The following is a 26,000-nucleotide window of genomic DNA, read 5'->3' as shown; positions in this document are numbered from 1 at the left end:
AAAAAAGGTGTTTTTTTATTAATGACGGTAACTTCTTTACTGGTTTCTGGATGTCAACAAGAAGAAAAGGTTGATTCGAAGCCAGGAGAAACTGGGGAGGTTAGTAGCCAAGAGACCAGTAATAATAACGCTACTGAAGCGAATCAAGATGGTAATGATGCTACAGAAAAAGATACCGGGGAATCTTCAACTATAAAAGGTAGCGATCATGCGAGTGCTGTTCACAAAAATAGTAACCAGCAAAACGCAACTAATTCAAATACAGTCTCCGATGAGGCTTTTGTTACTAAAGATACAGCAGCTCTAGTAATGGCTGACTACATAAATGGACTAACAACTGCAATTAATACGGGCCAGTTCAGTAACGTTGCACATGTTTTAAAAGATTCGTTATACAATGACCAACAATCATTGGTAAGTAACTTATATAAGAAGGGTATTAAAGAGAACTGGGTAGATTATTCTGTAGTGAATTTTACGAAAGCAGGTAACTCTTCTGATGGGCCTCTTTATAACATACAAACTGTAGAGACTGTATCTGTTATACAACCAGATGGATCTCAAAAAACAAATAAATATAATTGGATGTACACAGCCGTGCTTATCAATAACCAATTATACTTAACTGATATAGCTAAAAATGGACCGATTACTACTGTATCAAAGACTGGTTCAACTTCAAGCACTCCATCAACAAATAGTTCAGCTACAACGATAACTAATAGCAAAAAAGCTTATTATTTTGATTTACTAGAACAGACTAGAGCTAGTGAAGTACAACCAGTTAACGATCAGGTTGATGGTGACAGAAGGCAAGCTTCAGGGGAAAATTATCAAATGTGGGACAAGATGTTGAATGATATCTATGGTGAATTAAAGAATCAATTACCTGCATCAGAAATGAACAACTTGAAAATCAAACAACGCCAATGGGTTAAAGATAGAGATGCTGCTTCTCAAAAAGAGTTGAAAGAGGCTGGAGGAGGAACTTTAGCTTATGCTGAAGAAGCTCGAATTTTACACGAAATGACTAGAGAACGTTGCTACGAGCTAGTTACTTATTATATGAAATAATGAATTACCAAACGAAGTAGTTGTTCTTTAGATACTATGTAGCTACTGCAGTAAGCTTTCCTGTCCACTCAAAAAATAACAAAGAACCCTTACCGAAGTAGGTAAGGGTTAGCTGATTGTGTAAGAAGGAGTGGGGTTTATATGCTGGGGGTTGTCCTAGTGGTTTATTTTTTTATGAAATAGACAAGAAATCGCAAGATGTCCTCCATCTAAGAGTGAAGCTAAACAGCATAGCTTTAATTGAAGTACATATTTCGTAATCTTATTTTCTTTGATAAATGATTATTAGGTTCCATATAAAAAAGGGAACACCTGCTAACCAGGAAGTTCCCTTTTTATTTCGCCAGATAAAAATACATCAGCACAAAGATTAAAGAAATAGGCTACGGTGGGGGGCAAAGTTTTTTTCAACCGACCACTGCTACATGATCTATAGGAGTTGCATTGAATAAATAGGGCTAGCTACCACCACCTACGACTAAAATGTTGTATTCGCAGCTCCACCATACTACTCCAGAATTAATCATAACTCCTCAATAACTTAACCTCTATAAACACTCGCACATGTATCAGGTTTTGGTTCATAATAACAATGATTTTTAAATTGACCAGATGCAGGTTGACCGTACCATGTTGGAGGGCACGGAGCATGTGGATTAAAATACCAAAGAGCAAATTTCGCTGGATGTTGTCTCCAATAATCCAAATTCTTCTTTGCTAATCTTCTTTCAACACCTCTCGCTCTTTGATAAAATACATTTCCTTTTTGAACAGCTTCAAACGAATAATTACCCCCCTGTACTTGATAAATGACTTGTGAAACAGTTCTTAAATTTTTAAAGTCTATACAATTTGCTGCAAGACGATTAACAATTACATTTCCGACATACAACATCCCCAGTCTTCCTTCACCTTCAGCTTCTGCTCGCATCATCCTTGCCATTAAATTAATGTCTGCACTTCGGTAACTTACTCTTGCCATTTATTCACCCCCAAAATATAGTATGAAAAAAAGCCTATATTGATGTTATTGTTTATAAAATAAGAATGCTCAGCTCTTAACACGTATAGTTTTTATGCAAGATGAAGCCCTTGATTTTATTCTCAAGGGCTTCATCTTATATAAAAAGAGATTAAATTATTTAAATACAACATCAAGCTTTCCAGATACATATCCATTTGTATAAGTGTCTTTTATGTCAACATAATACTTTCCTGTTTTCATAGAGGTAAATAAAGTTTTTCCATTCGTAAAAGTATGATAACTTGTAGTAGCACCCGTACTTGCATTACGAAGCCGAACAGACAGATTACTGTAATTTGATAATTGTGTAGTTCCAGAAGCAGTTTTCAAATAAATAGGCGAAACAAGGTCTATTTCGATATTCGCTAACTTATTAGGGTTACCCACTTCTCCATCCCATTTTCCATCCTCCGTTTGAAACGAAAAGCGAGGGACACTTGCTTGTGCTGAAGACCCTCCAATTGTAGTAATTGCAAGTACGGCCATTATCACAATAATAAACAACGAATACATTTTTTTCATTATTTTCCCCTCCTAAATTGACTTACTGGTTCATAATAATTTTTATTAAAGAAACATTGAATAACAGTTTTTTTGAACCAATAAAACATAGAGAAATAAACAAGCTGTAGATTCTGTTTTCGTTTAAGATTTAGAAACCAAGTTTACATGATTTAATGACGTAGCATTATCGAAAATAAATTCAAGGTCGTAAGCTCCGGCATGATACGTATATTTCGTTTGAACAAGATTCCCATTTTTTATTTTTTTCGTAAAATTAGGCTGTCCAAGCTGTTTTTTTAAGTTCACTTCTGTAATGGATCCTAAATTGGTTTGACGTTCTACATTTGTACCGAAATAGCGAATTTCTGAGATAACATGGTTTTTATCATATCCAAATGCATAGCCAGGATGCCCCATTTCAGCATGATAGTAATCAAAGCTTCCTGTATCTCCTTCAGGAGGAAGACCGAAAAGAGAACGAACATCATCACGCGTGCTCACCCCAAATTTTAAATCTTTCGTTAGCCGAGGCACTTCACCTTTAATTCCGGCATTATAAATTTCATTGATGTTTTTGACAGCAGTTTGATTGATTTCAGTCTGATTCGTAGCTGCATGAGCAGTCGTGTCTAAATGAGCTACATGAGTTGATCCAAATGTAGCAATTCCTGTAATGGCTGCAGTAGCTACTATTCTTGTAAATGTTTTTTTTCTCTTCATTATTTTCTCTCCTTTTATCCCGATTCTAAGGGTACTAACCTTAGCTAAGCGAGGTGATTAATGCCCTAATTCGGGTAGTTTAACAACAGTGTGCTCCAAAACTTAAAGGCCATGTCCCTATTCAATTACATATTTAAACTCTAGTTACAAATATAATAATATGTAGATGTTTCCAAATTGTTTCGTTTTTATATTTTTATAAAATTAATTATTAAAAATTTTAGATGTGATGCTTATAAAAAATTGTTATAGCCATATTGAGCATTGTTAAAGGGATATATGATTTAAATGGAGTAAATTCATTAGGGATTAGAGTCTGCCTGAGAGCAAAGATAATACATCCGTAAACTATGTAGATGAGCTTCTTAAGCTGGAGGTTTAAAGAGATAGCTTCTCTACCTTTCTAAATTGAGCCTCTTTCACAGGAACCCTAACCTATCTGACATAACTAAAAGTTCTGAGAAGATTCATATCGATCGAATTTCAAATTTCCAATGTAAAATAACAAAAAAGCTCTGCCTCCAATTTTATACTCATTTTGTGTTTCTCCTCTTATTGTTCTACTTAGAACGTTCGTAAAAGTGCTTAGTTTTCAGAAGACATCCGTAATTTTATTTAAAACTTAAACGGACAATAAAAATGTTAGATTTTTCATTCGAAAGAAAAGTCCGTAAAAGTATACTTTTACGGACAAGATATTTAAATCTATTATAAAATGTTAAAGTAATTATTATCGTTAATAAAAAAGAAAGCTACCCCATCGTTGCAGGACGGATAGCTTTTAGGGAATTTATATGTTTCTATTCATAGAAAAGTCTGAATAATTGTACAACAAATTTATAAATAAGGCAATATAGGACAACCTTGAGCATATTTATAAAAGGTGCACTTCTTATACATTAGTTTCTCATCCACCTACTGAGAAAACGTTAATCAATCAACAATGTATAAAAAGCTGCATACTCCGGAAAAAGGGCTCTTGGCAGAACCGTCCTGCATTAAGGGTCCTTTTTTATGATGTTTTCCGGAAAGAGTGATGAGGGTAACTAACTCTGTATGTTGTATATAGTTAAAACAAAAGTATTAAGCCTTTATTTCTTCGGCTAATTTTTGGATTAATTCTTTGGTGGTTAAAACTGTAGCAAACTCATTGTCTAAAGTAGCTAATGACACATTATGTATTTGTTCAGCTGAATAATACGTATTGTCTGCCCCTTTTATTGCAAATGCAGCTGTTGCATCTGATACTAAGTACGTTTCAAATCCTAAATTACCACTCATTCGAGTAGTAGTTGAGACACAATGTGGAGTTGTTAACCCTACTATTACAACCTTTTCTATTTGGTTTTCTTTTAAATATTTTTCAAGTCCAGTTCCTATAAATGCACTATTTACTTTCTTTTTAAAAATGGGTTCATTTTCAGCTGGGACTGCAATATCTTTAAAATCTGAACTTGGTTTACTAGGATGAAAAATCGAATGGTCGTTATCAGATAAGTGCTTAATATGTATAATTGGGTATTTCTTTTCTCTCCATGTCTTTAGCAGAACTTGAATATTGTCTTCAGCATTGAGATTATTTCTTATTCCCCACTTTTCATCTTCAAAAGCCCTTTGAACATCGATAATAATTAAAGCCGTATTGCTGAAATCTTTTCTCATATGTAATTCTCCTTAACTCTTTTCTACATATTTTAACATTTATGTTAGATTGGTGAATTGAAAATAAGAATTTTATTTAAGTATGTAAACTTCCTAGAAGCAGTATTATATTAGCTATTGGTGCATATTATATACACTTCGAAGAAGAATAGATTTCATAAGTTCAAGATATATAATATAAGATTTTAATTTGATATAATATTATTTTGAATTTTTTACCACAAAAATCAATAGGGGGATACAATCAAATGAGTAAAAGAAAGGCTTTGTTGCTTGTAGATGTTCAAAACATTATGTTTTCTTATCAAGGTGGGTCTTTATGGAATGAACAACAAGTACTTAAAAATATTATTTCTCTAAGGGAAAACGCGCACAAATCTAATATACCAATTATCTATATACAGCATACAGACCTCAGTTCCGATAGTATGCTTAGTAAAGGAAAAGTCACATGGGAAATCCATCGGGATGTTCGCCCCCTACCAACAGACACAGTTATTCAAAAATCTTCTTGGGACGCATTTTATCAAACAACTTTACATAAAAAACTGCAGGAACTTGAAATCGGAAAATTAGTCATTGCAGGTATGCAAACTGAATTTTGTTTGGATACTACTTGTAGAAGGGCATATAGCTTAGGGTACAAAGAGAATATCTTAGTAAAAGATGCCCATAGCACATTTGATACGGCTGTGCTTTCAGCTTCTAAAATAGTAGAACATCATAATAATATGCTAGGTGGCAGATTCGTTACATTAAAAGAAGTAAACGAAATTATATTTTAAGGTAACAAAAAAACAGGATTAGATATTGTCTAATCCTGTTTTTTTGTTAGCTTTGTGCTTTTGTAATATATGTTTTAACTGAAGGAGGTTGATATGTATTGAATTGATCTAATAAACCTTGTGGTTCTGTATCTACAAGAGCCATAGAACGATATTTTTCCTGTAGAAATTGTTCTTCCGTCATGTGATTAAATAAAGAAATAAGTGGTGTGTAATAATCATTAATATTTAATAATCCGCAAGGCTTCTGATGTAACCCTAACTGAGCCCATGTGAAAATCTCAAAGAATTCCTCTAGTGTACCTGGACCACCTGGTAATGTGATGAATCCATCTACAAGTTCAGCCATCTTGGCTTTTCTCTCGTGCATAGATTTAACAACGATAAGTTCTGACAGGTTTTTATGAGAAATTTCTCTTTCTTCAAGGAAAGTAGGCATGACGCCAATGACATGTCCGCCAGCTTCCAACACGGCATCAGCCACAGCACCCATTACTCCAACACTTGCTCCACCATATACAAGCGAAATATTACGTTTAGCAAGTTCTTTTCCCAGATTTTTTGCACCTTGAATATAAAGGTCAGATGCTCCATTACTTGATCCACAAAATACAGCTATTCGTTTCATAAAGATCCCCTCCTATGTAATCACCGTTATTGATTATACATAATAATGGATGATTTGGTAAACTTAGTTGAAGTTAAAAAAGGAAGGTGGAACCATTCAATGAACGTAACAGAATTTCAACAGTGGGTAAAGGACTACTACAAAATGAGAGGTTGGTCAGATTTAGATATCTTTATTCGAATTGGTTTTCTTGCTGAAGAAACAGGTGAAGTAGCAAGAGCTATTAGGGCTTTAGAAATCGGAAGGGATCGACCAGATGAAGTAACTGGAACTTTAGAAGAGAATAAGAAAGAACTAACGGAAGAACTAGGAGATGTGTTAGGTAACTTGATTGTTATTGCTAACAAATATGATATTTCTTTAGAAGAAATATTCAGTTCGCATAAAGAAAAGCTTGCAGAGCGTTATTCTACTAGATGAATATAGATGTGATAAAAGAAGGGAAAGTGAAGTCGTTTTATGAAAATTCATGATTTCATTTATGGATCTTTTCACTTAGAACCAGTCCTAGCAGAATTAATACATACTCGGCCCCTTCAGAGGCTGAAAAAGATCCATCAAGGTGGCGCAAGTTATTTAGTGAATCCAAAGTGGAATGTAACACGATTTGAACATTCTGTAGGTGTCATGCTATTGATTAGAAAATTAGGTGGCTCTATAGAAGAACAAATAGCTGGCTTATTACATGACGTTTCTCATACAGCTTTTTCTCATGTAATAGATTTTGTTTTAGATAATCCAGAACAGGATTTTCACGATCAAATATTTGAAAAAATAATTCAATCATCAGAAATCCCTTCTGTTTTACAAAAGCATGGGTTTAACCTCATGTCTATATTACCTATTGAGAAATGGTCCTTATTAGAACAACCTCTTCCTTTGCTGTGTTCAGACCGTATCGATTACACGCTTCGTGATTTATCTACCTATAATATGATTTCTTTAGACGATGCTTGTAAGTTTGTAGATGAATTAAGAGTGGTTAACGGTAAAGTTTGTTTAAAAACAATTGATCCAGCAGAATGGTTTGTTAAAGCTTATTATACAGAGGTCATTGACTTCTTTCTTCATCCATCAAATGTATATGGGTATGTCATACTAACGGATATATTAAAGATAGCAATGGCCAAGCAGATTATTCATATTGATGACTTATTATCAGATGATGAAACAGTTTGGAAAAAGTTAATTGACAGTACAGACCATGAAGTGCTACAAAAAATGAAAGATATAAGCAAAAAGGTGATAAATGATGAGGGAGATTACGACATACACCAAAAGAAAAAGGTTCGGATTATCGATCCCTTTGTGTTGGTAGGGAACGGCCGAATAAAGAAAGCAACAGAGCTCTCCACCAAAGTAAGAGAATTGAATGAGTATGCTCTAGAAAATTCCCTAAAAGGAACATTCGTTAGAGTTCTTAATACTTAGTAAAGAGAAAAGCACCTTATTTAGTCAAATAAGGTGCTTTTCTTACATGTGTGGCTGATCATAGCTGCTTTGTTGATAAAAGTGAAATATATACATGTACGTATCTAAAATATAGTATTAGGTTATAATTTGTCCAGTCAAAAGGTAAGCAAAATAAAAAGCTCCCTCGGTATGGCAGCGAGGGAACTTTTAAAAGGGTTTACACATATAACAAGTAACGAAAAATGACTGCAAATTAATATTATCATAATTTTCTCATAATGACCATTTTTTTTAGATTTTAGCATATGTATAAAAGGTGCGCTTTTTATACATTTTTAGGTCATTCATACCTACGGTAAAAGCCGTCATATCAAGGATGTATAAAAAGTCGCATAATCCGAAAAAAGAATCCTTGGCAGAAGCTTACTGCCTTAAGGATTCTTTTGCTTACTTGGTTCCTTGAAGAATGATTATGTTAACTAATTTTGCATATGATATACATTTTTTACTGTGTAATAATTTCCTTAAGATATTAGCCTAGGACCCGTACCATTTCTGCTTGCATACCTTTTTGGCCATTCACTACTACAAAAGTAACCTTTTGCCCTTCTTTTAAGCTTTTAATAACAACCCCTTCAGTCCCTTTAGTCCGTTCAATAGCTGTAAAATGGACAAAAAGATCAGGCCCATTTTCTGGTGTAATAAAGCCAAACCCTTTCTCATGATTGAACCACTTAACTGTTCCAACTTGCCTTTCTGCCATATAAATCTTCCCCCTAAAGTATCAGTATTTTTTTGTTTCGATAATGGTGATTATGTTAACTGATCTGTATATTGTATTCATCTCAAGCTTCTTTTTTAATAATAAAATAGTAAAAAGCAGAAATTCCCAAACTGACAAACATAATAGGTAGTACAATCATTGTATGTTCACCTTCTTTTTTATAAGGTTTGTTGGGATAGACGTTTCAGCTGCTACTGGCGAGTCAAAAAACACTCTCTTTAATTTTTTATATTCAAAGAAAAGCAAGGCTATACTCATACAAGTTAATAGGGTGGTAACAGAACGAGCTGGTATCTCAAAACAAAAGTCAAGAATAGTAATATTTACTGTGATAGGTAAGTAAATAATGTTCCCCAAAGTTGCTGTCTTTGGAATTACTAATAGTAAGGCTGCTGTTATTTCTCCAAAAGCAATAAAAAGATTATATGTATCCGAATATCCAAAGAAATGCCATGCTAATTGCATTGCTGAATCCTTTGTCGAGTCATATATAAAGTCGCCAGTAGAAAACTGACCTGGATAGATTTTGGCAATGCCGTAAATCAAGAAAGTTAATGCTAAAGACCATCTAAAAGTAGTAATAATCGTCATTCTAAGCTTTTTTAGAAATGTACTTCTATTCATCGGTTTTCCCACTTTCTGTTTCCGTTTTAATAAACCTATTTTGTATTTCTTTACTAGGAACGAGACAACTTTCTTTTTTCCCAAAGAATCGATATCGGTTCCTTGCAATAAAACGGTACACTTTATCTCTGATTTTTTTAGGTATTATCCAAAAGAGAACGAAGAACCTTATAGGTCCGGTAAGCTTATTTATGATATGTAAGATTGCTGTAGATTCAGTATATATTTGACCTTTATCAATTAAGATAATGGAATCCAATTGCTTATTATTCAGATTGTGATCTGCTATCAATGAGCATGCTAAATCTGATTGAAGAGACAAAAATTTAAATATCCCTTTAGGATCCCTTTTTATAACAAATTGAACCCAATGATTACATACGTTACAAATACCATCAAACATAACAATAGGTTGATTGTCTTTTTTAACCTTCAATATATTTCATTCCCTTATTTAATTGTAAATATTTTCTTCAATTAATTATAATACGAGATTTAATAAAGCTCACCTAACAATAATGTAAGATGGGCTTACAATTTTGTAAGATGAGCTTTTTTTTTGAAAAGAGTTCCTATAAGGGGTTTTATGGTGCGACAAGAAGTCGCTTTTATATAGTGTGGCTCACGCCACTGGTTTAGACGCAAAAACTATCCCCGTCCAAAACTGCGGGTCTGGTAACGGACTTGTGGGTTGCATGCGGAAATGCGGAAACAGAGAGTCAGTGCACGACTCGGAACACTGCTAGGGGAAGATGAGTATGGTGAACATTAGTGAAGGTTTGTAAGCTTCGTAAGTGTTAGCTCAGGATAGTGCACAGATTTACCTGGGTATTGGCAAGAGGAAAAGTAGATTCATAAAGCTGCTGTGACGCGTCCCGTATCTTGCCCGGAGTAAAGAACCCACCTAACCTCGTCGTATCTATAAGATGCGAAACTTGGTAAGCCCTTTGTCATCTGTGTAAACAGTAGGGTGACTGCAAAGTCAAACGATGTGGCAGAGGGTAAAGGATACGAGAGAAAGCAAATGCCATTATCTCGAAAGAGAACAGGAAAGCAGGAAACTGTATAACTGAATGGATACTATCGTCCTTACGGACAAACCCATGATAGGCCCGAAAGGGAGCCTACTTCTCGTTGGTCTCTCGTAGGAACATAAGGTTGTGGCTATCTTCTGACGAAAGAAACGTACTGTTATGTATACCTCCACTTGGAGCGTCGGCGTACGTTTTACTTACCGTTATGGTATGTGATGAAGATACGACAGCAAATGGACCTGCAATGGGAGGCTTGAGCCGTATGAGTTGAAAGGCTCACGTACGGTTCTTAGGGGAGTCAGGGGCAGTGATGCCCCTCGCTTACCCGACTTAACTAAAAATGTATGAAGTATACAGGCTATGATAGTGCAGATTATAAGAAAATAAGCTTCTTTTCATTGAAGGAATCCCTATTAAATTGTATGATAAATCTTATATTTTACATATATTCCAAAAAAGAGAAGAGGATTTATTTTGAGTACATTACCATTAGAAAATATCCAAGCAATATTTATAGATCGCGATGGAACCATTGGTGGAGATAATACTGTTCATTACCCAGGAGAATTTAGTTTGTTTCCCTTCACTAAAAAAATTATTGAAATTCTTAAAGAGAAAAATATTAAGATTTTATCTTTTACGAACCAGCCTGGTATTTCTAGAGGTGAAGCAAGTAAAGAGGATTTTATTAAAGAGTTAAAAGCATTTGGCTTTGATGGTATTTATGTATGTCCACATAGTCATACTGAGGGTTGTTCTTGTAGAAAGCCAGGGATAGGAATGCTTTTAAAAGCAGCAGATGATTAGAACTTAGATTTAACTAAATGCGTTGTTATTGGAGATCGTTGGACTGATATTGTAGCAGGATCAAAGGTAAAAGCTAAAACAATACTTGTGCAAACTGGGGCAGGACAGGAAGCCTTAAATGAACATAGGGAAAAATGGGAAGACATTGATCCAAGCTATATTGCAGAAGATTTAAATGATGGTATCAATTGGCTACTAAATAAATAAACCATAGAGTTCATTCTATGGTTTATTTATTTAACGGTTATTATGGTAACTAAAGTTATGTATTCTTTTTCTAATTCATTGAAAGTGACACCTTAGATTATTTGAAATCTGTCGCTTTTATTTTAAGTTAATCCATATACAATTTAATTTATCAAACAAATGTAGAGGATGTTATAAATGATGAATTCTTTATTTAGCCAAAATATTAAATTAGAAAATTCTAGAGTCTCAATAGTTCCTTTTGAAGAACAATATAGAGAGGGCCTAAAAGATATTATCTTTGATGAATCAATTTGGAGTTATATGGGTATGGTCGTTGAGACAGATCAAGACTTAAAAAATTATATAAATTCAACTTTATTGGAAAGAAATGAAGGTAAATCTTATCCTTTTATCATTATAGATAAAAAAACTAATTGTGTGGCAGGAAGCACAAGACTAGGAAACATAAATTTTCACAATAAAAGATTAGAAATTGGATGGACTTGGTATGGTAAGGAGTTCCAAGGAACTGGTTTAAATCATACTTGTAAATATGAACTTTTAAAATACATCTTTGAAGAAATGAAGTTTAATAGAGTCCAATTAAGTGCAGACATAGATAACATTCGTTCACAAAAAGCGATTTTAAAACTAGGTGCAAAACAGGAAGGTATTTTTAGAAATAATTACATAGATCAAAATGGAAATAAGCGTGATGATGTTTACTTTAGCATTATTTCTGATGAATGGATAAATGTAAAAGAAAAAAACTTTGTAGATTTTAATTTCTACCGATAATACCTGTTATGTAAACTAAAAAAGCATAAAGTATACTTTTACGGACGATGAATTTGATTCTGTTTCAAAACGTTAAAGGAATAAAGTCAAAAGTTCTCTTTGAATTGGTGGAATTTTTTTAATGTCACCAATTCAAAAAAGTAAATTAATCTTTTTTTGAAGAAAAACATCAAATATATGTATCTAATATGCAGAGAAACGCTCTCGTAGGAAATTATCTTTGGTTTAATCTATAACTTGTTTACTCAATACAAATTTCAGCGCTTTAGAAACTTTTATTTTCTTGTTATGACTTATTTTACTAAAAAAACCCAACTCATTTAATAGAACAACGTTAATCAAAGTCAGTTACGATAAAAGATATTCTAAGAAGTAAAAATAGTAATATCTTATAAATGAAAAAATGGAACTGGACATCATGTAGATACCCAGCTCCATTTTTTTAATTCATTTCACCGCCACCACTTACTGGAGTATAACTTCCTGTAATATAGGCACTGTCATCACTTGCATAAAAAGCAATGGCTTTAGCAATATCTTCAGGGCGACCCAGTCTTCCAAGTGGAAGAAAAGTTTCTTGTTGCTCTTTAAACTCTTTTGGTAAGTCAGCTGTAGCATCCGTCTCGACTAAACCTGGAGAAACAACGTTTGCTGTAATTCCTTGCATACCTACTTCTTGGGCAATATATCTCGCAAAACTATTAAGCCCCCCCTTGGATGTTCCATGTGCGATAAAAGCCGGAGCTGGATGGTTACTTAAGCCACTTGATACATACACAAGTTTTCCATACTTTTGCTTCTTCATATAAGGTAAGACTGCTTTAGTTGATACAAATGCAGCCTGAAGCTCATCATTTGTTTTTTGGATGAATTCTTCCCATTGCATATCTTCAAATGATTTTTTAGGGAAGCTCATACCTGCGTTATGAACGAGAATATCGATTGTCCCATATACTTTTACAGTCTCTTCTACGAGTTGACTCATTTGTTCCATATTTCTTGCATCAGCTTGTATAGCGATGGCTTGCCCACCTTTTTCTTGAATAGATGCTACAACTTCCTCTGCTGCAGCAGCACTTCTTGCATAGTTAACAACTACTTTTGCTCCACGTTGAGCTAGTAATTTAGCTGTTTCTGCACCGATTCCTCTACTAGATCCCGTTACAATAGCTACTTTATTTTTCATTTTTCCTCTCTCCTTCAGTGTTTTGATTGATTGAATTTTGTTACTTACTGTGTGTTATATAGATACATCGATTCGAAACACCTTCTAATGAATGTTTCGAATTGTGAAATCTCAAATTATCACGTCATGCTACTTGTTCTTCGTTTCTCTTCTTAGGAACCCAGAATGTGATAATAAGGCTAATAACAGCTATTCCAGCCATGATCCAAAAGATGTTATGAATGCCTGTTGCAAGAGAATGAGAAGCCACTTCTGATGAAGAATCTGTTGAGCCTCCTACATGTTGATTTAAGAATGTTCCTAGAACAGCTACGCCTAATGTCTGTCCGAATGTACGAACAAAGGTATTTGAAGAAGTCGCTACTCCTCTAAGGTTCCATCCCACTGCGGATTGTACCACGATGGTAAAGGTAGTAATGGACAATCCGAACCCGAATCCCATGACCAATATAATACCAAGCATCATCCATATAGGGGATGAGATAGTAATAAACGTTAAAGCAAATGAACCAAGTGCAACAAGACATACGCCAATAAGAGAAACTGGTTTAGGTCCTACTTTAATTAAGAATCGACTACCGATTGTTGCTCCAATTGGCCATCCAATTGACATGGGCAGTAAAATAAAACCTGAAAATGTAGCTCCTTTTAGAAGAACACTTTGAATCCATAAAGGAATATAGGTTGTCAACCCAATCAAAATAGCACTAGCTAAAAAAGAGACAAGGTTAGCTATTAAGATTTCACGATAGTGAAATAGCTTAACCGGAATGATTGGTTCCGTGTGTTTAATTTGAATACGTATAAAGACTGCAAGAAAAATGATAGTAATAATTAAAAGTACGTATGTCATCACAGAATTCCACTGAAAACTGCTCCCCCCAGCAAGAAGGAGGTAAAGTAGTGCTGTCGTTCCAATGGTAAATGTAATGGCTCCACCATAATCAATCTTTCTATCGTGCTTTTCAATTTTTTCTTCTAAATGCTTTCCAATAATCCACATCGATATTAGGCCAAACGGAAGATTAACAAAAAAGATCCAATGCCAACTGACATAATCGACTAAAAACCCTCCAACTAATGGTCCAAATAGTCCGGCTATCCCCCAAACTGAGCTAAATAATCCTTGGACCTTTGCTCGTTGTTCAAAGGTAAAAATATCCCCGATAATGGTAAATGTAATCGGAATAACCGCGCCAGCTCCAATTCCCTGAATCGCTCGAAATAAAATTAATTGTCCCATGGTTTGTGAAAGCCCACATAATAATGACCCAAGCAAAAATAAAGAAGTTCCTACTATAAAGACTTTTTTTCGACCAAACAGGTCAGCTAATTTACCAAAAATGGGGGTGGTAACAGCAGAAGTAAGTAAATATAAAGCAAATACCCAGCTAATAAGATCAATTCCCCCTAATTTTTTTACAATAGCTGGTGTTGCGGTACTCACAATGGTTGCTTCTATCGCAGATAAGAATGTAGCGATAAGTAAAGCACCTGTTATTTTACGTTGGTACGCGCTCATTCTTTTCTTCCTTTCTTTATATTTGATTCAAGAAGCAAGGAATTGACTAAACGTTCAAGCATATCATCAAACTGATCTAGCTCTTTCTCACTAAATTCTGCAAAGGTTGTATTGTTGCTCATTTCTGTTCGAGGCTTCATTTCCGCCATTGTTTCCTTACCTTTAGAGGTAATCCCAACTCTTGTTATACGTTTATCATTTGAGTCGGTCCATGTTGTAATTAACTCTGCTTTATGTAACCGGTCAACTAACCCCGTAATGTTTTGTTTAGTTACAAGCGTTTCTTCGCATAATTTGGCTAAGGAAATACCCTCATTCCGATCAATAATTCCTAATAGCTGCCACTGCTGAACGCTAGCTAGTTTTGTACCTTCTACTAGTTTAATACCAGTTCGGTTAAGTAATGTAGAGGTGCGAAGCAAGTTCATAATAATTTTTACTTTCGAATCCATCACTATTCTCCTTTAAAATAATCAATATGTTGACCATTTTAAAGAACTTAATTTAAAAAGTCAACAAGTTGACCTTTATGGCGTATAAATATATTTTTTTAGACAAAATGTATTAATCTAGTTTACACAATAGATTTTATCAGGAATAAAAGAGCGTAAAACCATTGGAGATAAGGTTTTTTCATTTTTTCATTTCATATAGTTATATCATACGGACAAGATATTCAAAGCTATTACAAGATGTCAAAGTAATTATTAACAAAATAAAAAGCCACCTCCGGTGGCTTTTTGAACATCATCATTATGGAATTTATCTCTTATATATTAACATTTATTTCTAAAAAAAGCTATATATACTGGGGTATTGCATATGTATAAAACATGCGCTTTTTATACATTTTTTTCTCGTTCGTCTCCTACTAAAGCGTTAGTATGTCAAAGATGTATAAAAAGCTGCATAAAGCAGAAAACACTCCTTATCTGGAACTCTTGCCTACCAAGGGTTCTTTTTGGTGGTGTATATCGGAAAGAGTGATTATGCAAACTATCTCTGTATATGATATACAACTCATATACCTCTTATTTTGAGTTTTTTCACTGTCAGCAAATAGATAGGCAATGAAAGTAGGAATGGCAGTATCGATCCTGACACTTGAGATAGAGAACCATTAGGATAATAAGAAGTAGCATGTAGCGTCAACCAACTAATGTTAAATACATTTCCTATTTCATAAAAGAAAAATGTACTAACTAAATACGCAAGCGTCCCTAAAATTTTTATCTTCAAATCATCATCTCCACAACTTTACTTTATTCCTGATTATATATCATATGTAAGTTATTGGAGATGTTTTGAGAGAAAAAAGCTCTTCATGGCATATTTATATAAGCTAAATAAAATAACAAGCCCGTTAAATCTGCAGAAAGCAAGTTTTAACGGGCTTATCACTCCTCTTAGAAACTATTTCTCACGAGTGAAGGTGGAATAGTTTTGAAATAATGATCCATTCACCATCTAGTTTGAGTAATTGATGAAAATCAGTGTATGATTCACCATATGCATCGTTTTCTAAACTTACACGAACAGAAGCAATTGTTCCTTCAACATCTAGAATATCAACTCTTGATTTCAGATTCTTTGCAGGACCAGCTTTATCCATAAAGTCCCATAAGTTATCAATAGATCCTCCTAGAAAGCCATCATTTGTGTTGTAACCGTACATAGTTGCATCTTTATGAAAAGCTTGCTTTACTACTTCTTTGTCACCTGAAATAAGGCCTTTAATATACTTATTCACTACTGTAATGATCTCATCGTAATCTTTTATTGGTGTTTTGCTCATTTTCTCCTCAATCTCCTTTAAGTTATATATAGTCTATTTAACGGTAATCAGGTTTTTTAATTCAGGCTCGTTTTATTTGATTAGAACCTGGAAAAGCTATTCTTATAAATTTCGCAAGGCTTCTGCTATAGGAGTTTTACCATCTTTCATTGTGATGACTTTTCCAATAGTATTACGATCTTGCACAATTTGAACTAACGTGTCCACTACATTTTCTATAGCATTTTCACCAGGGTGATCAATATTAACATCTATTGTTCCAGATCCAGGCTCCTCTTTTAAAACGCCAGGCTGTAAGATTGTGTAGTCTAGCTTGGTATTATTAATTAGCCAATGATCAGCAAAATGTTTGGCAATATTATAGTTTGTTAAACCTTTTAGAAAAGCCTGATCCCACTTGTCTGGTTCAAGAGAAAATACGGAACTAAGCATAATAAATCTTTTTATGTTCTTGCTTTCAACAGCACGCATCACATTGACAGCACCATTTAAGTCAATTTTTAATAAATCTTTTCCTCTAGAACCAGCCACAAAGAAAATGGCTTCTGCGTCATACATATTTTCAGCTATTACGTCAGCGCTAGCTAGTAAATCTATATGGACATAACGAATATTGCTCGAATTGCTTGTGAGGTTATCTCTTCTCGTTCCTGCGTAAACAAAATGTCCGTTTTCAACTAATTTATCAACAAGATGCGAACCTACTCGACCATTCGATCCTACGACCAATACCTTCATTAAAGAACCTCCCTGAAAATTAGTTTGAATTAGTGTTTATTTCATCGTGATAAAAATTATATTAATATGGTCTGACCATATTAATATAATTTTACCCTCTTCAATTTAGTAAAAACTATAAGTGTAAAACTCATTGTCTCATTCTGATAGACTAAATCAAGTATGGCTAATTACCTTTCTTTACTTTTGTCATCAGAAGTCTTTTTTACAAATTAATTAATTACCACACTTGAGCTGTAGGTGTCACAATTACATCGTTAATCATAACGTTCGCTGGCTTATTTACTACAAATCCAATGGTTTCAGCCACATACTCTACGTCAATAGCTACCTCATTCAGTTCTTCTAGCACACCTTTTACATCTTTGTCTGTCACTGTATCCTGCCAATTAGTTGCAATAACACCTGGGGAAACTAAAACAGCTTGTATGTTATGCTTAACAGACATTTCTTTACGTAAACTTTCGGTAATCGCTCTTACTGCATATTTCGTAGAACTATACACGCCATGACCTTCGCCAATTGCATGACCAGCAACAGAGCCTACATTGATAATCTGTCCACTTCCTTGTTTTTTCATATGAGGAAGGACCGCAGCTACTCCATACAGCACACCTTTTACGTTAAGATCAATCATCGTTTCCCATTCGTCTACATGAGCATTATCCCACATGGAGAATAACATCATCCCTGCACTGTTAATTAACGTATCCACCCTTCCGAATTTATCTACTGTAAAGCCTACGAGAGATTGAACATCTTCTTTCACGGTCACATCTGTCACCTTATAGGAAGCCGTTCCCCCATCTTTATTGATTCGATCTGCTAAATTTCTTAGTTTCTCTTCATTTCTGGCAGCTAGAACGACAGAAGCTCCATTCTTCGCAAGGTAAAGTGCTGTTGCTTCTCCAATCCCACTTGAAGATCCTGTAATAATGACTACTTTATCTTGAATATATGACATTTTTTATACTCCTCCTCTAGTTTCTCATCTCAAATTATCTTCTAAAACCATCTGCGTACTGTTTAGGCACAGTCGTCTCTTTTTTCAATGTAGTTGCAGCTTCTAATGCCCAGTGGGGGTTACGTAACATGCCTCGGCCAACAGCTACAAGGTCTGCTTCTTCATTTCCGATTACAGCATTTGCTAATGCAGGGTCATCTAATCTTCCCACTGCAATCACCGGAATATCAAGAGCTTTCTTAATTTCTCTAGCTAATGGTACTTGATAAGCTGCATGTGTACCAGGTTTTCCCCAAGCAGCAATCGGTCCTTCCCCACCTGAAGAGATGTCAAAGATATCTACTCCTGCTTTTTGGTATTTTTTCGCAAATTCAATACTTCCGTTGATGTCATATCCACCTTCTACATATTCTTTGGCAGAAATACGCATCATTAATGGCATATCTTCTGGGATTTCAGCTTTCGCTGCTTCAATAATTTCTCGACCAAACTTTGTAAGGTCTTTTCCATACTCATCTTCGCGTTTATTAGTTAAAGGAGAATGGAATTGATGGATTAAATAACCGTGAGCTCCATGAATTTCAATGGCATCGAACCCTGCTTTTACAGCACGTTGTACAGCCTTACGAAACTTTTCAACCATTTCTTTGACTTCATCTGTTGAAAGAGCTCTTGGTGTTTTTGATTTCTCATCAAATGGAATGGCTGAAGGAGCAACTGGTACTTCTGCGTCTTCTGCTTTACGACCAGCGTGAGCAATTTGGATACCCACTTTTGCTCCGTAACGGTGACAAGCTTCCACAATGCGTGCTAGAGCAGGAATCTGTTCATCTGACCATAATCCTAAATCATAGTCTGAGATACGTCCATCTGGTTCTACATCTGTCATCTCGATCATAATAAAACCAGCACCTCCGATTGCTCGGTTTACATAGTGTAAGTAATGCCAATCTGTAGCAATACCATCTTTCTTTTCAACTGAATATTGACACATGGGAGACATCACAACTCGGTTTTTTAATTCTAAACCTTTGAACTTATAAGAACTAAATAAATGTTGTTCCATTCTAAAAACTCCTTTTGATTAAATTTTAATTTTAGCCAAGTTACATAGTGCCTTATCGAAAGCCATTTATGCGATTATGATTCATAAATGTATGCACATGCATGTAATTTACATGGAATATTTCATATTGTCAACCTTTAAATCTATAATATAAATTTAAAAACAACAAAATAAATGTATGCACACACATATAATTACATATGTTATTTATTTATGTCAACTTAAAAACTTCATGCGCAATATGAATTTAAAGAATAACAAGGTAAAATGCATGCGCACACATAATTCACATATGTTATTTACCTTTGTCAACTTAAAAACTTCATGCGCAATATGAATTTAAAGAATAACAAAACAAAATGCATGCGCGCATTCATAATTTATAATGAGGATTTTAACTTATAACAGTTTCACATTATATTTTTCCCATTAAAAAGTGAAACTCTCGTTGAAGATGTTCTTTTCCTAGAATGGACTGAAGAACTTGATAAAAAGTCTGTAAAGCCCTGTCTAGCTTTTCTTCGCCTAATGGGGTTAAACGTGTATAAATTCCTCTACGATCGTCTTCACATATATGCCGTTGTAAAGCTCCACAACTTTTTGCTTCAAGTCTACCTACTAATCTTGAGAGTGCACTTTGACTTAAGCCTATCATCTCTTGCAGTTGTTGTAACCTCAATTGTTTATCATCGGTTTGAGATAAAAAATAAAGAACATAAAATTCTTTTAATGATAACTTATAGTTTTCTTGCAAAATCATTTCTAATTCATGATTAATATTCGATTGAATATTCGTAATAGATAACCAAGTATTTAAAAGCTCGATTTCTTGATTATTTTTCATACGCTTTCCACCCATTTCTATTTTAATGACATAGTACTGAAGTCAATAATCATAACCCTTTTTCGCATATCTTCAAGTCTTAATCTCCCCTTTTCTAATTTAGTTTATTAAAAATTCAAGGGGGAATTTTATACGATTTTTTTATGGCTGATAACCTTTTTCCTTTGTCATCTAGTTATTATAACATTTGTTAGTTATAACTAAATACCAAAAGTACTACTCTTTAATTTAGTTATATAATTGCCCTTATTGTCTAACTCTTCGCCTTAACATAATCTAACATAGAAAAAAAGAAATGCAAACAATAAACATGCATGCGCAAGCATGTAAAATTAAACCGTGATTCTTTTAATTAGAGATAAATTCCATGAATTACACCATTGCGTCATACTCTTGAATAACTTCTCTAAATAATTGCTTATTTAAATTTAATAATTTGGCAAACTCTGTACTTGTAATCGCCTTATTTATCCAACGGGAATAATTAAGTGTTAAAATTTCTCTCTGTTCCTTTGTTAAAAGACAGAGATTTAGCCAAGGACAGTAAAATTTTTCTTTCATGAACGTTCCCACCTTCTTAATTTTTCTTATTTGCTATACGTTTGTAACGACATAGGTTCTTTTCTTGTAGTAAAGATTGAATATTTGTATAAATACTTCAATCTTATTATGCGATCTAATTGACTCGTTGTTGTTTAACAATTAATATAAGGATCTTTTATTGAATCTAAAATTCGCTTAATAATGATGATAAATACTAGTGAGCGTATTATAAATTTAAAAATTGTAATTTGTCAATTCGCTAATAATAAATACTAACTGAAATATTTGGAATTTAGATCTATTAAGAAACATAAAGAGAATTTTTTAAAGGTTATATAAAAGAGCAACCTTAACAAGCTGTTTTTTTCTTTTAAAGAGAGCATAGTATCAAAACATAAATTTACATTCAACACGTAATCACCCCGTAAAAATATACTTTTACGGGGTGATTACACTTCTTAAAAGTGAATGTTTATAATTTTTTTTGAGATAATGATCCCTTCAACGTTCAGGGTATCCACTCTCAATTTAAGTTTTTGCAGGACCATCCTTATCCATAGAATCCCATTTCTAATTACCAATTAACCCTTTACCGTCAGTCCCTTTATCACCTTTTCCATTCGATACATTGCTTGTTCAATTTCATCGTAGCTTGTTGAATAAGCCATACGAATAAAGCCCTCACCATGACTCCCAAATGCGGAACCTGGTACACAAGCAATTTGTGCTTCTCTCAATAACTTAGTTGCAAGATCCTTTGAAGGGATGCCTAATTCTTTAAAAGAAGGGAAAGCATAAAATGCTCCTTTTGGTACAACACATTGTACTCCGGGCATCTCATTAAGCCTGCTAACAAGAAGCTTTCGTCTTCTATCAAAAGCTTTTACCATTTCTTTAACAGGTTCCTGTGTTCCAAGGTAAGCAGCTGTTCCACCAAATTGTGCAAATGATGTTGCACAAGAAGTGTTATACTGATGCATTTTTAGTATTGGCTGGATAAGTTCTACAGGACCGGCCGCATATCCAAGTCTCCATCCATCCATTGCATATGCTTTAGCAAAACCATTAATTGTAACAGTTCTTTCGAACATACCAGGTAAGGTAGCCATACTAATATGCTTTTCTCCGTCATAAATAAGTTTTTCATAAATTTCATCAGATACCACAAGCAAATCGTGCCTAATTGCAATGACTGCTAATTCTTTCAGATAAGATTCTGGCAATACAGCTCCTGTGGGATTATGAGGAGTGTTAATTAAAAGCATTTTTGTTTTTTTCGTAACTCGATCTCGAACATCATTTGGATCTAAAAGAAACTCATTTTCTTCTAATAGTGGAATGGGAACAGCAACACCACCGGCAAGCTCAACAATATACTGATACTCAAGCCACGCTGGATCGGGAATGAGTACCTCATCTCCTGGGTTGATGAATGCAAAGATAAAATTGAAAATGGCTTCTTTACAACCTACCGTAACAACAACTTCTTTTTGAGGATCTACATTAATTCCGTTCTCAAGTTTCAATTTTTGTGCAATTGCTTCTCGAAATTCAAGCGTTCCACTGTTAGATGTATAATGAACATTTCCTTGCTGTAAAGCAGCTTTTGCTGCATCTTTAATATGTTGAGGTGTGTCAAAATCAGGGCGCCCAATTTCCATGTGCGTAATGTTTAACCCTCTCTTTTCCATTCTTGCTGCTTCTTCAAATATCTCACGGATACTTGAAAAAGGAATTTTAGATAAGCGATCTGAAATAGAAAGATTCATTTTGATAGCTCCTTTTGGTTATAGCTCTAAATTCAAAAATATTATGGTCTGACCAATTTGTTGTTTTAGTTCATATAATTTGTTTATATGCTCAAGTTTTTCTTCTACATTTGTTTTTTTATCTCTCATCTTACTTCTTATAAAGACAACATCTTTCTCATAGCAAAGATTGCTTAAGTAGTATACAAACCACTACTAGTGTCCCTAGTTACAGACAGGTTATTTTCCATTTCAAACAATGGTGATTCTGCTTGAGGTCTTAAGAACTTGATACTTTCTCTTCTTTAGCAATTACAACCTCTTTTTTATGAAACATTCCCTCAGATTTGGCTATTACGACTGTGGCTAATGCATTTCCTACTACATTAGTTGCAGTTCGCGCCATGTCCATTATGAAGTCAACAGCCATGAGTAATGCAATTCCTTCCATAGGTAGCCCTATAACTACAGAAACACTTGTTAACACAACGATTACTCCTGAAGGAACAGAAGCAACTCCTTTTGTGAGTAGCATAAGCAAAAGGACAATATGAATCTGATCTAAAACTGAGAGGTGAATATCATAAGCATTAGCTAAAAATAAGATAGCAGGAGCCATATAGACCATTCCACCATCAAGATTAAATGAGTACCCAAGAGGTAATACAAAGGAAACTATTGAATTTTTAGCACCATAATCCTCTAAACGTGTCGTAAGAGGGGCGAATACAGACTCTGAGCTTCTAGTTGTAAAAGCAATTAACAATAAATCTTTAATTTCATTAAGTAAATCCCAATATTGAATTCGATAGATCCGGGCAATTATGGGGAAGATAATTAATAAAACAATACCTAATCCAGCATATGTAACCAAAATTAAGTCAATTAGTGTGCTTAACTTTCCAAAACCATAAGTAGCCATGCTATAAGCGATAGATCCAAAAACACCAATTGGAGAGAATTTAATTACATAATTTAAAACTTTAAACATTACTTTAGAAAGAGCCTCAAGAACGTCCTCAATTGGCTTTGCTTTTTCCTTTAAGGCACGTAATGCTAAGCCAAAGAAAATACCAAAATAGACAATACCTAAAATATTTCCTTCTGAAAAAGCTACAAAAATATTAGAAGGTATTATATGAAGGATAAATTCTCTAAAGTCAATCTTATTTGCATCAATGCCCTCTAGAGCCTTTATATTTCCTCCGGATAAATCAGCGCCAACTCCAAGGTGTACAGTATTAGCAAGTAGTAAAGACATAACGATGATTAAAGTTGTAACAATCTCAAAATAAAGTATAGCTTTAAGAGAAAGCCTTCCTAATGATCCCGTTGATTTTATTTGAGCAATTCCTAATATAATTAGGGGGAAAATTAATGGTACAATCGTCATTTTAATCATATGAATAAAAGCATCACCTAAGATTTTTGCTTCTACACCTATGGTTTTACTCATAAATCCTAAACATAAACCTAATATAAGAGCTACGACAATCTGGAGCCATAAAGGAATTCTTCTAAGAGCTTGCATTATCTATCCCCTTTCAAAAGTAATAAGGTATGGATTAGCATTAAATAAATGAAGATTCTTTTTTAAATAGCCTTTATCATACCCCCATCAACTAAGAAGGAGCTTCCAGTCATATACGTGCTTGCTTCGGATACCAAAAATGTTACTACATTAGCAAACTCCTCTGGAGTTCCGTATCGCTTCAGTAATATCGTTTCTCGAGATGCCTTTGCGACCTCTTCACGTGTAGTTCCAAGTTTATCTGCTTTGGTTTGGTCTAGAAACTCCACTCTGTCTGTTGCAATTCTACCTGGTGCCACCGTGTTAATTAGTATATTAAATGGAGCTAATTCCTCAGCTAGAGTTTTAGTCAGCCCTACAATTCCTAAACGAAATGTATTGGATAGTATTAACCCTGGTATAGGTTGTTTAATAGATGAAGAAGCTATGTTAATAATTCGCCCTCCTTGTTTTTTTAGATAAGGTAAAGCTCCTCGAATTAAACGAATATAGCTTAATAAATTCAATTCAAATGCCTTTTCCCAGTCCTCGTCCGAAAATTGTTCAAATTTACCACTAGGAGGTCCTCCCGCATTATTAATTAAAATATCAATTTGATCAAATACTTCAATTGTTTTATTTATTAATGTGTGAATATCATCTGCATTAGTAATATCAGCTGGATAATATTCAACTTTTCCTTTTCCTAAACTTTGAAGCTCCTGTTGTAATTTCTCTAATTTTGCACTGTCTCGACTTGTTAACATGATATTTACGCCTTCTTTGACTAGCTGTGTTGCGATGGCCTTTCCCAATCCCTGGCTTGATGCAACAACAAGGGCAACTTTATTTTTTAGATTTAGTTCCATACTTAATTACCTCCATTAACCTTTAAATCTTTTACGTGATTAACTAACTTTTCAAATCCATCAATATGACACTCTACGATATCCCCATCACGTATTACTACAGCTCCTGGAGTACCAGTAGAAATAATATCGCCCGGCAATAGTTTCATAACTTTAGAGTGGAAGGATACTAAATGCCAAGGAAGAAACGACATATTAGAAACAATGTTTTTCCGATGCAGATCTCCATTAATAACGGTAGCAACATTTAAATTGACTACTTCCTCAACTTCTTCAGGTGTAACCAAGTGAGGACCAAAACTAAAAAATGTATCAAAACTTTTTGAGCGTGTTAAATATCTAGGGTTTTTCTGTAAAATATCTTCGGCTGTCATATCAATAATCGTAGTAAAACCGGCAATTACGTTAGGTGCATCTTCTTCTGATACACCTTTACATTCTTTTCCAATTATGATTCCAAGCTCTGCTTCTGCTGTTGTTCGCTCAGATTGTAGAGGAATATTAATAGTATCGTTTGGACCAATAATTGTAGTATCTGGTTTTAAGAAGCTTGCAGGTTCTGTATTAGGTGCTTTTTCGTCTAGGTCAGCTGCGTGCTCTACATAATTTAAACCAATTCCCCATATTTTTCTTGGATGAAGGTATAGAGGAGCATACTCTACTTGTTGAAAGGGAATAAAAGTAGCTTCTAATTCTGCCACCTGTTCTTTCCCTCCTGTTTGATACCATTGTTTTATTTCATCTAACTGACCAGTATTAATGATTTCAAATAAATCTGTTGACCATTCTTGATTAAATTTAGTATTCAAATCTTTAATCGACAAAATTCCATTATGTGCGACCAGTCCAGCTTCTTCTATTCCGTCTCTTGTAATTGTGGCTAATTTCATAATAAATTCCTCCATTTTCTTAAATATTATTAAATTATTATGGTCTGACCATTATAATTTATATATTTTCATAATATAAAGACAATTTTGATTTGTAAAGGATTTATTTTAAAATTGTTAATGATTAAAGAGGAATTTAAATACTTTATATTAATTACGCAACATATTTATCGTAATTCTAAATAGGAAGCAGCCAACAACTCTTCATCTTTGGCTGCTTTTGAATGGTTATTTCTTCATCCTGCAAAGATTACAATAAAAATTGTGAATTCCAATAAT

27 protein-coding genes and 1 pseudogene are annotated in these 26,000 nt (G+C 34.2%); 7 read left to right on the top strand and 21 right to left on the bottom strand.

What is annotated here, in order from left to right; all coding sequences use genetic code 11:
- On the top strand, positions 1 to 1,074 hold a 1,074-nt coding region (locus SB717_RS23590; RefSeq protein WP_410904903.1), incomplete at its 5' end, for a lysozyme inhibitor LprI family protein.
- A gap of 541 nt (positions 1,075 to 1,615) precedes the next feature.
- Here SB717_RS23590 and SB717_RS23585 read toward each other — a convergent pair.
- The 4 genes from SB717_RS23585 to SB717_RS23570 all read right to left on the bottom strand — a co-directional run bounded on the left by SB717_RS23585 (position 1,616) and on the right by SB717_RS23570 (position 4,984).
- The gene (locus SB717_RS23585) at positions 1,616 to 2,056 is read right to left on the bottom strand and encodes a cell wall hydrolase (protein WP_410904902.1); all 441 of its coding nucleotides are present in this window, start codon (positions 2,054 to 2,056) and stop codon (positions 1,616 to 1,618) included.
- A gap of 156 nt (positions 2,057 to 2,212) precedes the next feature.
- The gene (locus tag SB717_RS23580; RefSeq protein WP_410904901.1) at positions 2,213 to 2,620 is read right to left on the bottom strand and encodes a hypothetical protein; all 408 of its coding nucleotides are present in this window, start codon (positions 2,618 to 2,620) and stop codon (positions 2,213 to 2,215) included.
- Between the two features lie 123 nt (positions 2,621 to 2,743).
- Positions 2,744 to 3,322 carry a YjgB family protein gene (locus SB717_RS23575; RefSeq protein WP_410904900.1) on the bottom strand — a complete coding sequence of 193 codons (579 nt, stop codon included), beginning with the start codon at positions 3,320 to 3,322 and terminating at the stop codon, positions 2,744 to 2,746.
- 1,083 nt (positions 3,323 to 4,405) lie between these two features.
- A complete protein-coding gene (locus tag SB717_RS23570) occupies positions 4,406 to 4,984 on the bottom strand; it encodes a cysteine hydrolase family protein (protein ID WP_410904899.1) in 579 nt (192 codons plus the stop codon).
- A gap of 248 nt (positions 4,985 to 5,232) precedes the next feature.
- Here SB717_RS23570 and SB717_RS23565 point away from each other — a divergent pair, with 248 nt between their 5' ends.
- Positions 5,233 to 5,769 (top strand): cysteine hydrolase family protein, encoded by a 537-nt coding sequence (locus SB717_RS23565; RefSeq protein WP_410904898.1) that lies wholly within the window; start codon positions 5,233 to 5,235, stop codon positions 5,767 to 5,769.
- 46 nt (positions 5,770 to 5,815) lie between these two features.
- Here the strand turns inward: SB717_RS23565 and SB717_RS23560 are convergent, their stop codons facing one another.
- Positions 5,816 to 6,397 carry an LOG family protein gene (locus SB717_RS23560; protein WP_410904897.1) on the bottom strand — a complete coding sequence of 194 codons (582 nt, stop codon included), beginning with the start codon at positions 6,395 to 6,397 and terminating at the stop codon, positions 5,816 to 5,818.
- A gap of 99 nt (positions 6,398 to 6,496) precedes the next feature.
- Here SB717_RS23560 and SB717_RS23555 point away from each other — a divergent pair, with 99 nt between their 5' ends.
- Positions 6,497 to 6,817 carry a MazG nucleotide pyrophosphohydrolase domain-containing protein gene (locus SB717_RS23555; protein ID WP_047751205.1) on the top strand — a complete coding sequence of 107 codons (321 nt, stop codon included), beginning with the start codon at positions 6,497 to 6,499 and terminating at the stop codon, positions 6,815 to 6,817.
- Positions 6,818 to 6,856: 39 nt separating this feature from the next.
- The gene (locus SB717_RS23550; protein ID WP_410904896.1) at positions 6,857 to 7,828 is read left to right on the top strand and encodes an HD domain-containing protein; all 972 of its coding nucleotides are present in this window, start codon (positions 6,857 to 6,859) and stop codon (positions 7,826 to 7,828) included.
- A 514-nt stretch (positions 7,829 to 8,342) separates the two neighbouring features.
- On the opposite strand, the gene SB717_RS23545 is transcribed toward SB717_RS23550, so the two are convergent.
- From SB717_RS23545 to SB717_RS23535, 3 genes are all read right to left on the bottom strand, one after another.
- On the bottom strand, positions 8,343 to 8,573 hold the full coding sequence (locus SB717_RS23545) for a cold-shock protein (protein WP_410904895.1): 231 nt from the start codon (positions 8,571 to 8,573) through the stop codon (positions 8,343 to 8,345).
- Positions 8,574 to 8,729: 156 nt separating this feature from the next.
- Positions 8,730 to 9,218: a hypothetical protein gene (locus tag SB717_RS23540; RefSeq protein WP_410904894.1), complete on the bottom strand. Its 489-nt coding sequence runs from the start codon at positions 9,216 to 9,218 to the stop codon at positions 8,730 to 8,732.
- Positions 9,211 to 9,621 (bottom strand): thiol-disulfide oxidoreductase DCC family protein, encoded by a 411-nt coding sequence (locus SB717_RS23535; protein ID WP_410904907.1) that lies wholly within the window; start codon positions 9,619 to 9,621, stop codon positions 9,211 to 9,213. Before SB717_RS23535 ends, SB717_RS23540 begins: the two co-directional genes overlap by 8 nt.
- Positions 9,622 to 10,376: 755 nt before the next feature.
- Between SB717_RS23535 and SB717_RS23530 the strand changes: the two genes are divergently transcribed.
- From SB717_RS23530 to SB717_RS23520, 3 genes and pseudogenes are all read left to right on the top strand, one after another.
- Positions 10,377 to 10,523 carry a hypothetical protein gene (locus tag SB717_RS23530; protein WP_156376615.1) on the top strand — a complete coding sequence of 49 codons (147 nt, stop codon included), beginning with the start codon at positions 10,377 to 10,379 and terminating at the stop codon, positions 10,521 to 10,523.
- Between the two features lie 200 nt (positions 10,524 to 10,723).
- A pseudogene (locus SB717_RS23525) lies at positions 10,724 to 11,266 on the top strand (HAD-IIIA family hydrolase).
- Between the two features lie 177 nt (positions 11,267 to 11,443).
- Positions 11,444 to 12,046 (top strand): GNAT family N-acetyltransferase, encoded by a 603-nt coding sequence (locus SB717_RS23520; protein WP_410904893.1) that lies wholly within the window; start codon positions 11,444 to 11,446, stop codon positions 12,044 to 12,046.
- Positions 12,047 to 12,488: 442 nt separating this feature from the next.
- On the opposite strand, the gene SB717_RS23515 is transcribed toward SB717_RS23520, so the two are convergent.
- The 13 genes from SB717_RS23515 to SB717_RS23455 all read right to left on the bottom strand — a co-directional run bounded on the left by SB717_RS23515 (position 12,489) and on the right by SB717_RS23455 (position 25,721).
- Entirely contained in the window at positions 12,489 to 13,232 is a 744-nt protein-coding gene (locus SB717_RS23515; protein ID WP_410904892.1) for an SDR family NAD(P)-dependent oxidoreductase, read from the bottom strand.
- 124 nt (positions 13,233 to 13,356) lie between these two features.
- Positions 13,357 to 14,754 (bottom strand): MDR family MFS transporter, encoded by a 1,398-nt coding sequence (locus tag SB717_RS23510; protein ID WP_410904891.1) that lies wholly within the window; start codon positions 14,752 to 14,754, stop codon positions 13,357 to 13,359.
- A complete protein-coding gene (locus SB717_RS23505) occupies positions 14,751 to 15,206 on the bottom strand; it encodes a MarR family winged helix-turn-helix transcriptional regulator (protein ID WP_410904890.1) in 456 nt (151 codons plus the stop codon). Before SB717_RS23505 ends, SB717_RS23510 begins: the two co-directional genes overlap by 4 nt.
- Positions 15,207 to 16,174: 968 nt before the next feature.
- Entirely contained in the window at positions 16,175 to 16,549 is a 375-nt protein-coding gene (locus SB717_RS23500) for a nuclear transport factor 2 family protein (RefSeq protein WP_410904889.1), read from the bottom strand.
- A 102-nt stretch (positions 16,550 to 16,651) separates the two neighbouring features.
- Positions 16,652 to 17,287, bottom strand: coding sequence for an NAD(P)H-binding protein (locus tag SB717_RS23495; protein WP_410904888.1), 636 nt, complete (start codon positions 17,285 to 17,287; stop codon positions 16,652 to 16,654).
- Positions 17,288 to 17,507: 220 nt separating this feature from the next.
- A complete protein-coding gene (locus SB717_RS23490) occupies positions 17,508 to 18,251 on the bottom strand; it encodes an SDR family oxidoreductase (protein ID WP_410904887.1) in 744 nt (247 codons plus the stop codon).
- 34 nt (positions 18,252 to 18,285) lie between these two features.
- On the bottom strand, positions 18,286 to 19,317 hold the full coding sequence (locus SB717_RS23485; RefSeq protein ID WP_410904886.1) for an NADH:flavin oxidoreductase/NADH oxidase: 1,032 nt from the start codon (positions 19,315 to 19,317) through the stop codon (positions 18,286 to 18,288).
- A gap of 415 nt (positions 19,318 to 19,732) precedes the next feature.
- The gene (locus SB717_RS23480) at positions 19,733 to 20,161 is read right to left on the bottom strand and encodes a MarR family winged helix-turn-helix transcriptional regulator (protein WP_328246352.1); all 429 of its coding nucleotides are present in this window, start codon (positions 20,159 to 20,161) and stop codon (positions 19,733 to 19,735) included.
- Between the two features lie 372 nt (positions 20,162 to 20,533).
- Positions 20,534 to 20,722, bottom strand: a complete 189-nt coding sequence (locus tag SB717_RS23475; protein WP_098287756.1) for a hypothetical protein — start codon at positions 20,720 to 20,722, stop codon at positions 20,534 to 20,536.
- A 563-nt stretch (positions 20,723 to 21,285) separates the two neighbouring features.
- A complete protein-coding gene (locus SB717_RS23470; protein WP_410904885.1) occupies positions 21,286 to 22,473 on the bottom strand; it encodes a pyridoxal phosphate-dependent aminotransferase in 1,188 nt (395 codons plus the stop codon).
- A gap of 259 nt (positions 22,474 to 22,732) precedes the next feature.
- On the bottom strand, positions 22,733 to 23,983 hold the full coding sequence (locus tag SB717_RS23465; RefSeq protein WP_410904884.1) for a dicarboxylate/amino acid:cation symporter: 1,251 nt from the start codon (positions 23,981 to 23,983) through the stop codon (positions 22,733 to 22,735).
- 62 nt (positions 23,984 to 24,045) lie between these two features.
- On the bottom strand, positions 24,046 to 24,831 hold the full coding sequence (locus SB717_RS23460) for an SDR family oxidoreductase (protein ID WP_410904883.1): 786 nt from the start codon (positions 24,829 to 24,831) through the stop codon (positions 24,046 to 24,048).
- 2 nt (positions 24,832 to 24,833) lie between these two features.
- Positions 24,834 to 25,721 (bottom strand): fumarylacetoacetate hydrolase family protein, encoded by an 888-nt coding sequence (locus tag SB717_RS23455; RefSeq protein ID WP_410904882.1) that lies wholly within the window; start codon positions 25,719 to 25,721, stop codon positions 24,834 to 24,836.
- Positions 25,722 to 26,000 lie beyond the last annotated feature (279 nt).

The sequence above is a fragment of the Priestia sp. SIMBA_032 genome (genome assembly GCF_046535215.1).
Classification (GTDB): domain Bacteria; phylum Bacillota; class Bacilli; order Bacillales; family Bacillaceae_H; genus Priestia; species Priestia aryabhattai.
Note: the sequence above shows the minus strand (reverse complement) of the source record. Positions and strands in the feature narration are given on the sequence as shown.

Coding starts and splice junctions, on each gene's coding strand:
- SB717_RS23585 (WP_410904902.1), bottom strand. CDS start 2,056: ATGGCAAGAGTAAGTTACCGAAGTGCAGACATTAATTTAATGGCAAGG.
- SB717_RS23580 (WP_410904901.1), bottom strand. CDS start 2,620: ATGAAAAAAATGTATTCGTTGTTTATTATTGTGATAATGGCCGTACTT.
- SB717_RS23575 (WP_410904900.1), bottom strand. CDS start 3,322: ATGAAGAGAAAAAAAACATTTACAAGAATAGTAGCTACTGCAGCCATT.
- SB717_RS23570 (WP_410904899.1), bottom strand. CDS start 4,984: ATGAGAAAAGATTTCAGCAATACGGCTTTAATTATTATCGATGTTCAA.
- SB717_RS23565 (WP_410904898.1), top strand. CDS start 5,233: ATGAGTAAAAGAAAGGCTTTGTTGCTTGTAGATGTTCAAAACATTATG.
- SB717_RS23560 (WP_410904897.1), bottom strand. CDS start 6,397: ATGAAACGAATAGCTGTATTTTGTGGATCAAGTAATGGAGCATCTGAC.
- SB717_RS23555 (WP_047751205.1), top strand. CDS start 6,497: ATGAACGTAACAGAATTTCAACAGTGGGTAAAGGACTACTACAAAATG.
- SB717_RS23550 (WP_410904896.1), top strand. CDS start 6,857: ATGAAAATTCATGATTTCATTTATGGATCTTTTCACTTAGAACCAGTC.
- SB717_RS23545 (WP_410904895.1), bottom strand. CDS start 8,573: ATGGCAGAAAGGCAAGTTGGAACAGTTAAGTGGTTCAATCATGAGAAA.
- SB717_RS23540 (WP_410904894.1), bottom strand. CDS start 9,218: ATGAATAGAAGTACATTTCTAAAAAAGCTTAGAATGACGATTATTACT.
- SB717_RS23535 (WP_410904907.1), bottom strand. CDS start 9,621: ATGTTTGATGGTATTTGTAACGTATGTAATCATTGGGTTCAATTTGTT.
- SB717_RS23520 (WP_410904893.1), top strand. CDS start 11,444: ATGATGAATTCTTTATTTAGCCAAAATATTAAATTAGAAAATTCTAGA.
- SB717_RS23515 (WP_410904892.1), bottom strand. CDS start 13,232: ATGAAAAATAAAGTAGCTATTGTAACGGGATCTAGTAGAGGAATCGGT.
- SB717_RS23510 (WP_410904891.1), bottom strand. CDS start 14,754: ATGAGCGCGTACCAACGTAAAATAACAGGTGCTTTACTTATCGCTACA.
- SB717_RS23505 (WP_410904890.1), bottom strand. CDS start 15,206: ATGGATTCGAAAGTAAAAATTATTATGAACTTGCTTCGCACCTCTACA.
- SB717_RS23500 (WP_410904889.1), bottom strand. CDS start 16,549: ATGAGCAAAACACCAATAAAAGATTACGATGAGATCATTACAGTAGTG.
- SB717_RS23495 (WP_410904888.1), bottom strand. CDS start 17,287: ATGAAGGTATTGGTCGTAGGATCGAATGGTCGAGTAGGTTCGCATCTT.
- SB717_RS23490 (WP_410904887.1), bottom strand. CDS start 18,251: ATGTCATATATTCAAGATAAAGTAGTCATTATTACAGGATCTTCAAGT.
- SB717_RS23485 (WP_410904886.1), bottom strand. CDS start 19,317: ATGGAACAACATTTATTTAGTTCTTATAAGTTCAAAGGTTTAGAATTA.
- SB717_RS23480 (WP_328246352.1), bottom strand. CDS start 20,161: ATGAAAAATAATCAAGAAATCGAGCTTTTAAATACTTGGTTATCTATT.
- SB717_RS23475 (WP_098287756.1), bottom strand. CDS start 20,722: ATGAAAGAAAAATTTTACTGTCCTTGGCTAAATCTCTGTCTTTTAACA.
- SB717_RS23470 (WP_410904885.1), bottom strand. CDS start 22,473: ATGAATCTTTCTATTTCAGATCGCTTATCTAAAATTCCTTTTTCAAGT.
- SB717_RS23465 (WP_410904884.1), bottom strand. CDS start 23,983: ATGCAAGCTCTTAGAAGAATTCCTTTATGGCTCCAGATTGTCGTAGCT.
- SB717_RS23460 (WP_410904883.1), bottom strand. CDS start 24,831: ATGGAACTAAATCTAAAAAATAAAGTTGCCCTTGTTGTTGCATCAAGC.
- SB717_RS23455 (WP_410904882.1), bottom strand. CDS start 25,721: ATGAAATTAGCCACAATTACAAGAGACGGAATAGAAGAAGCTGGACTG.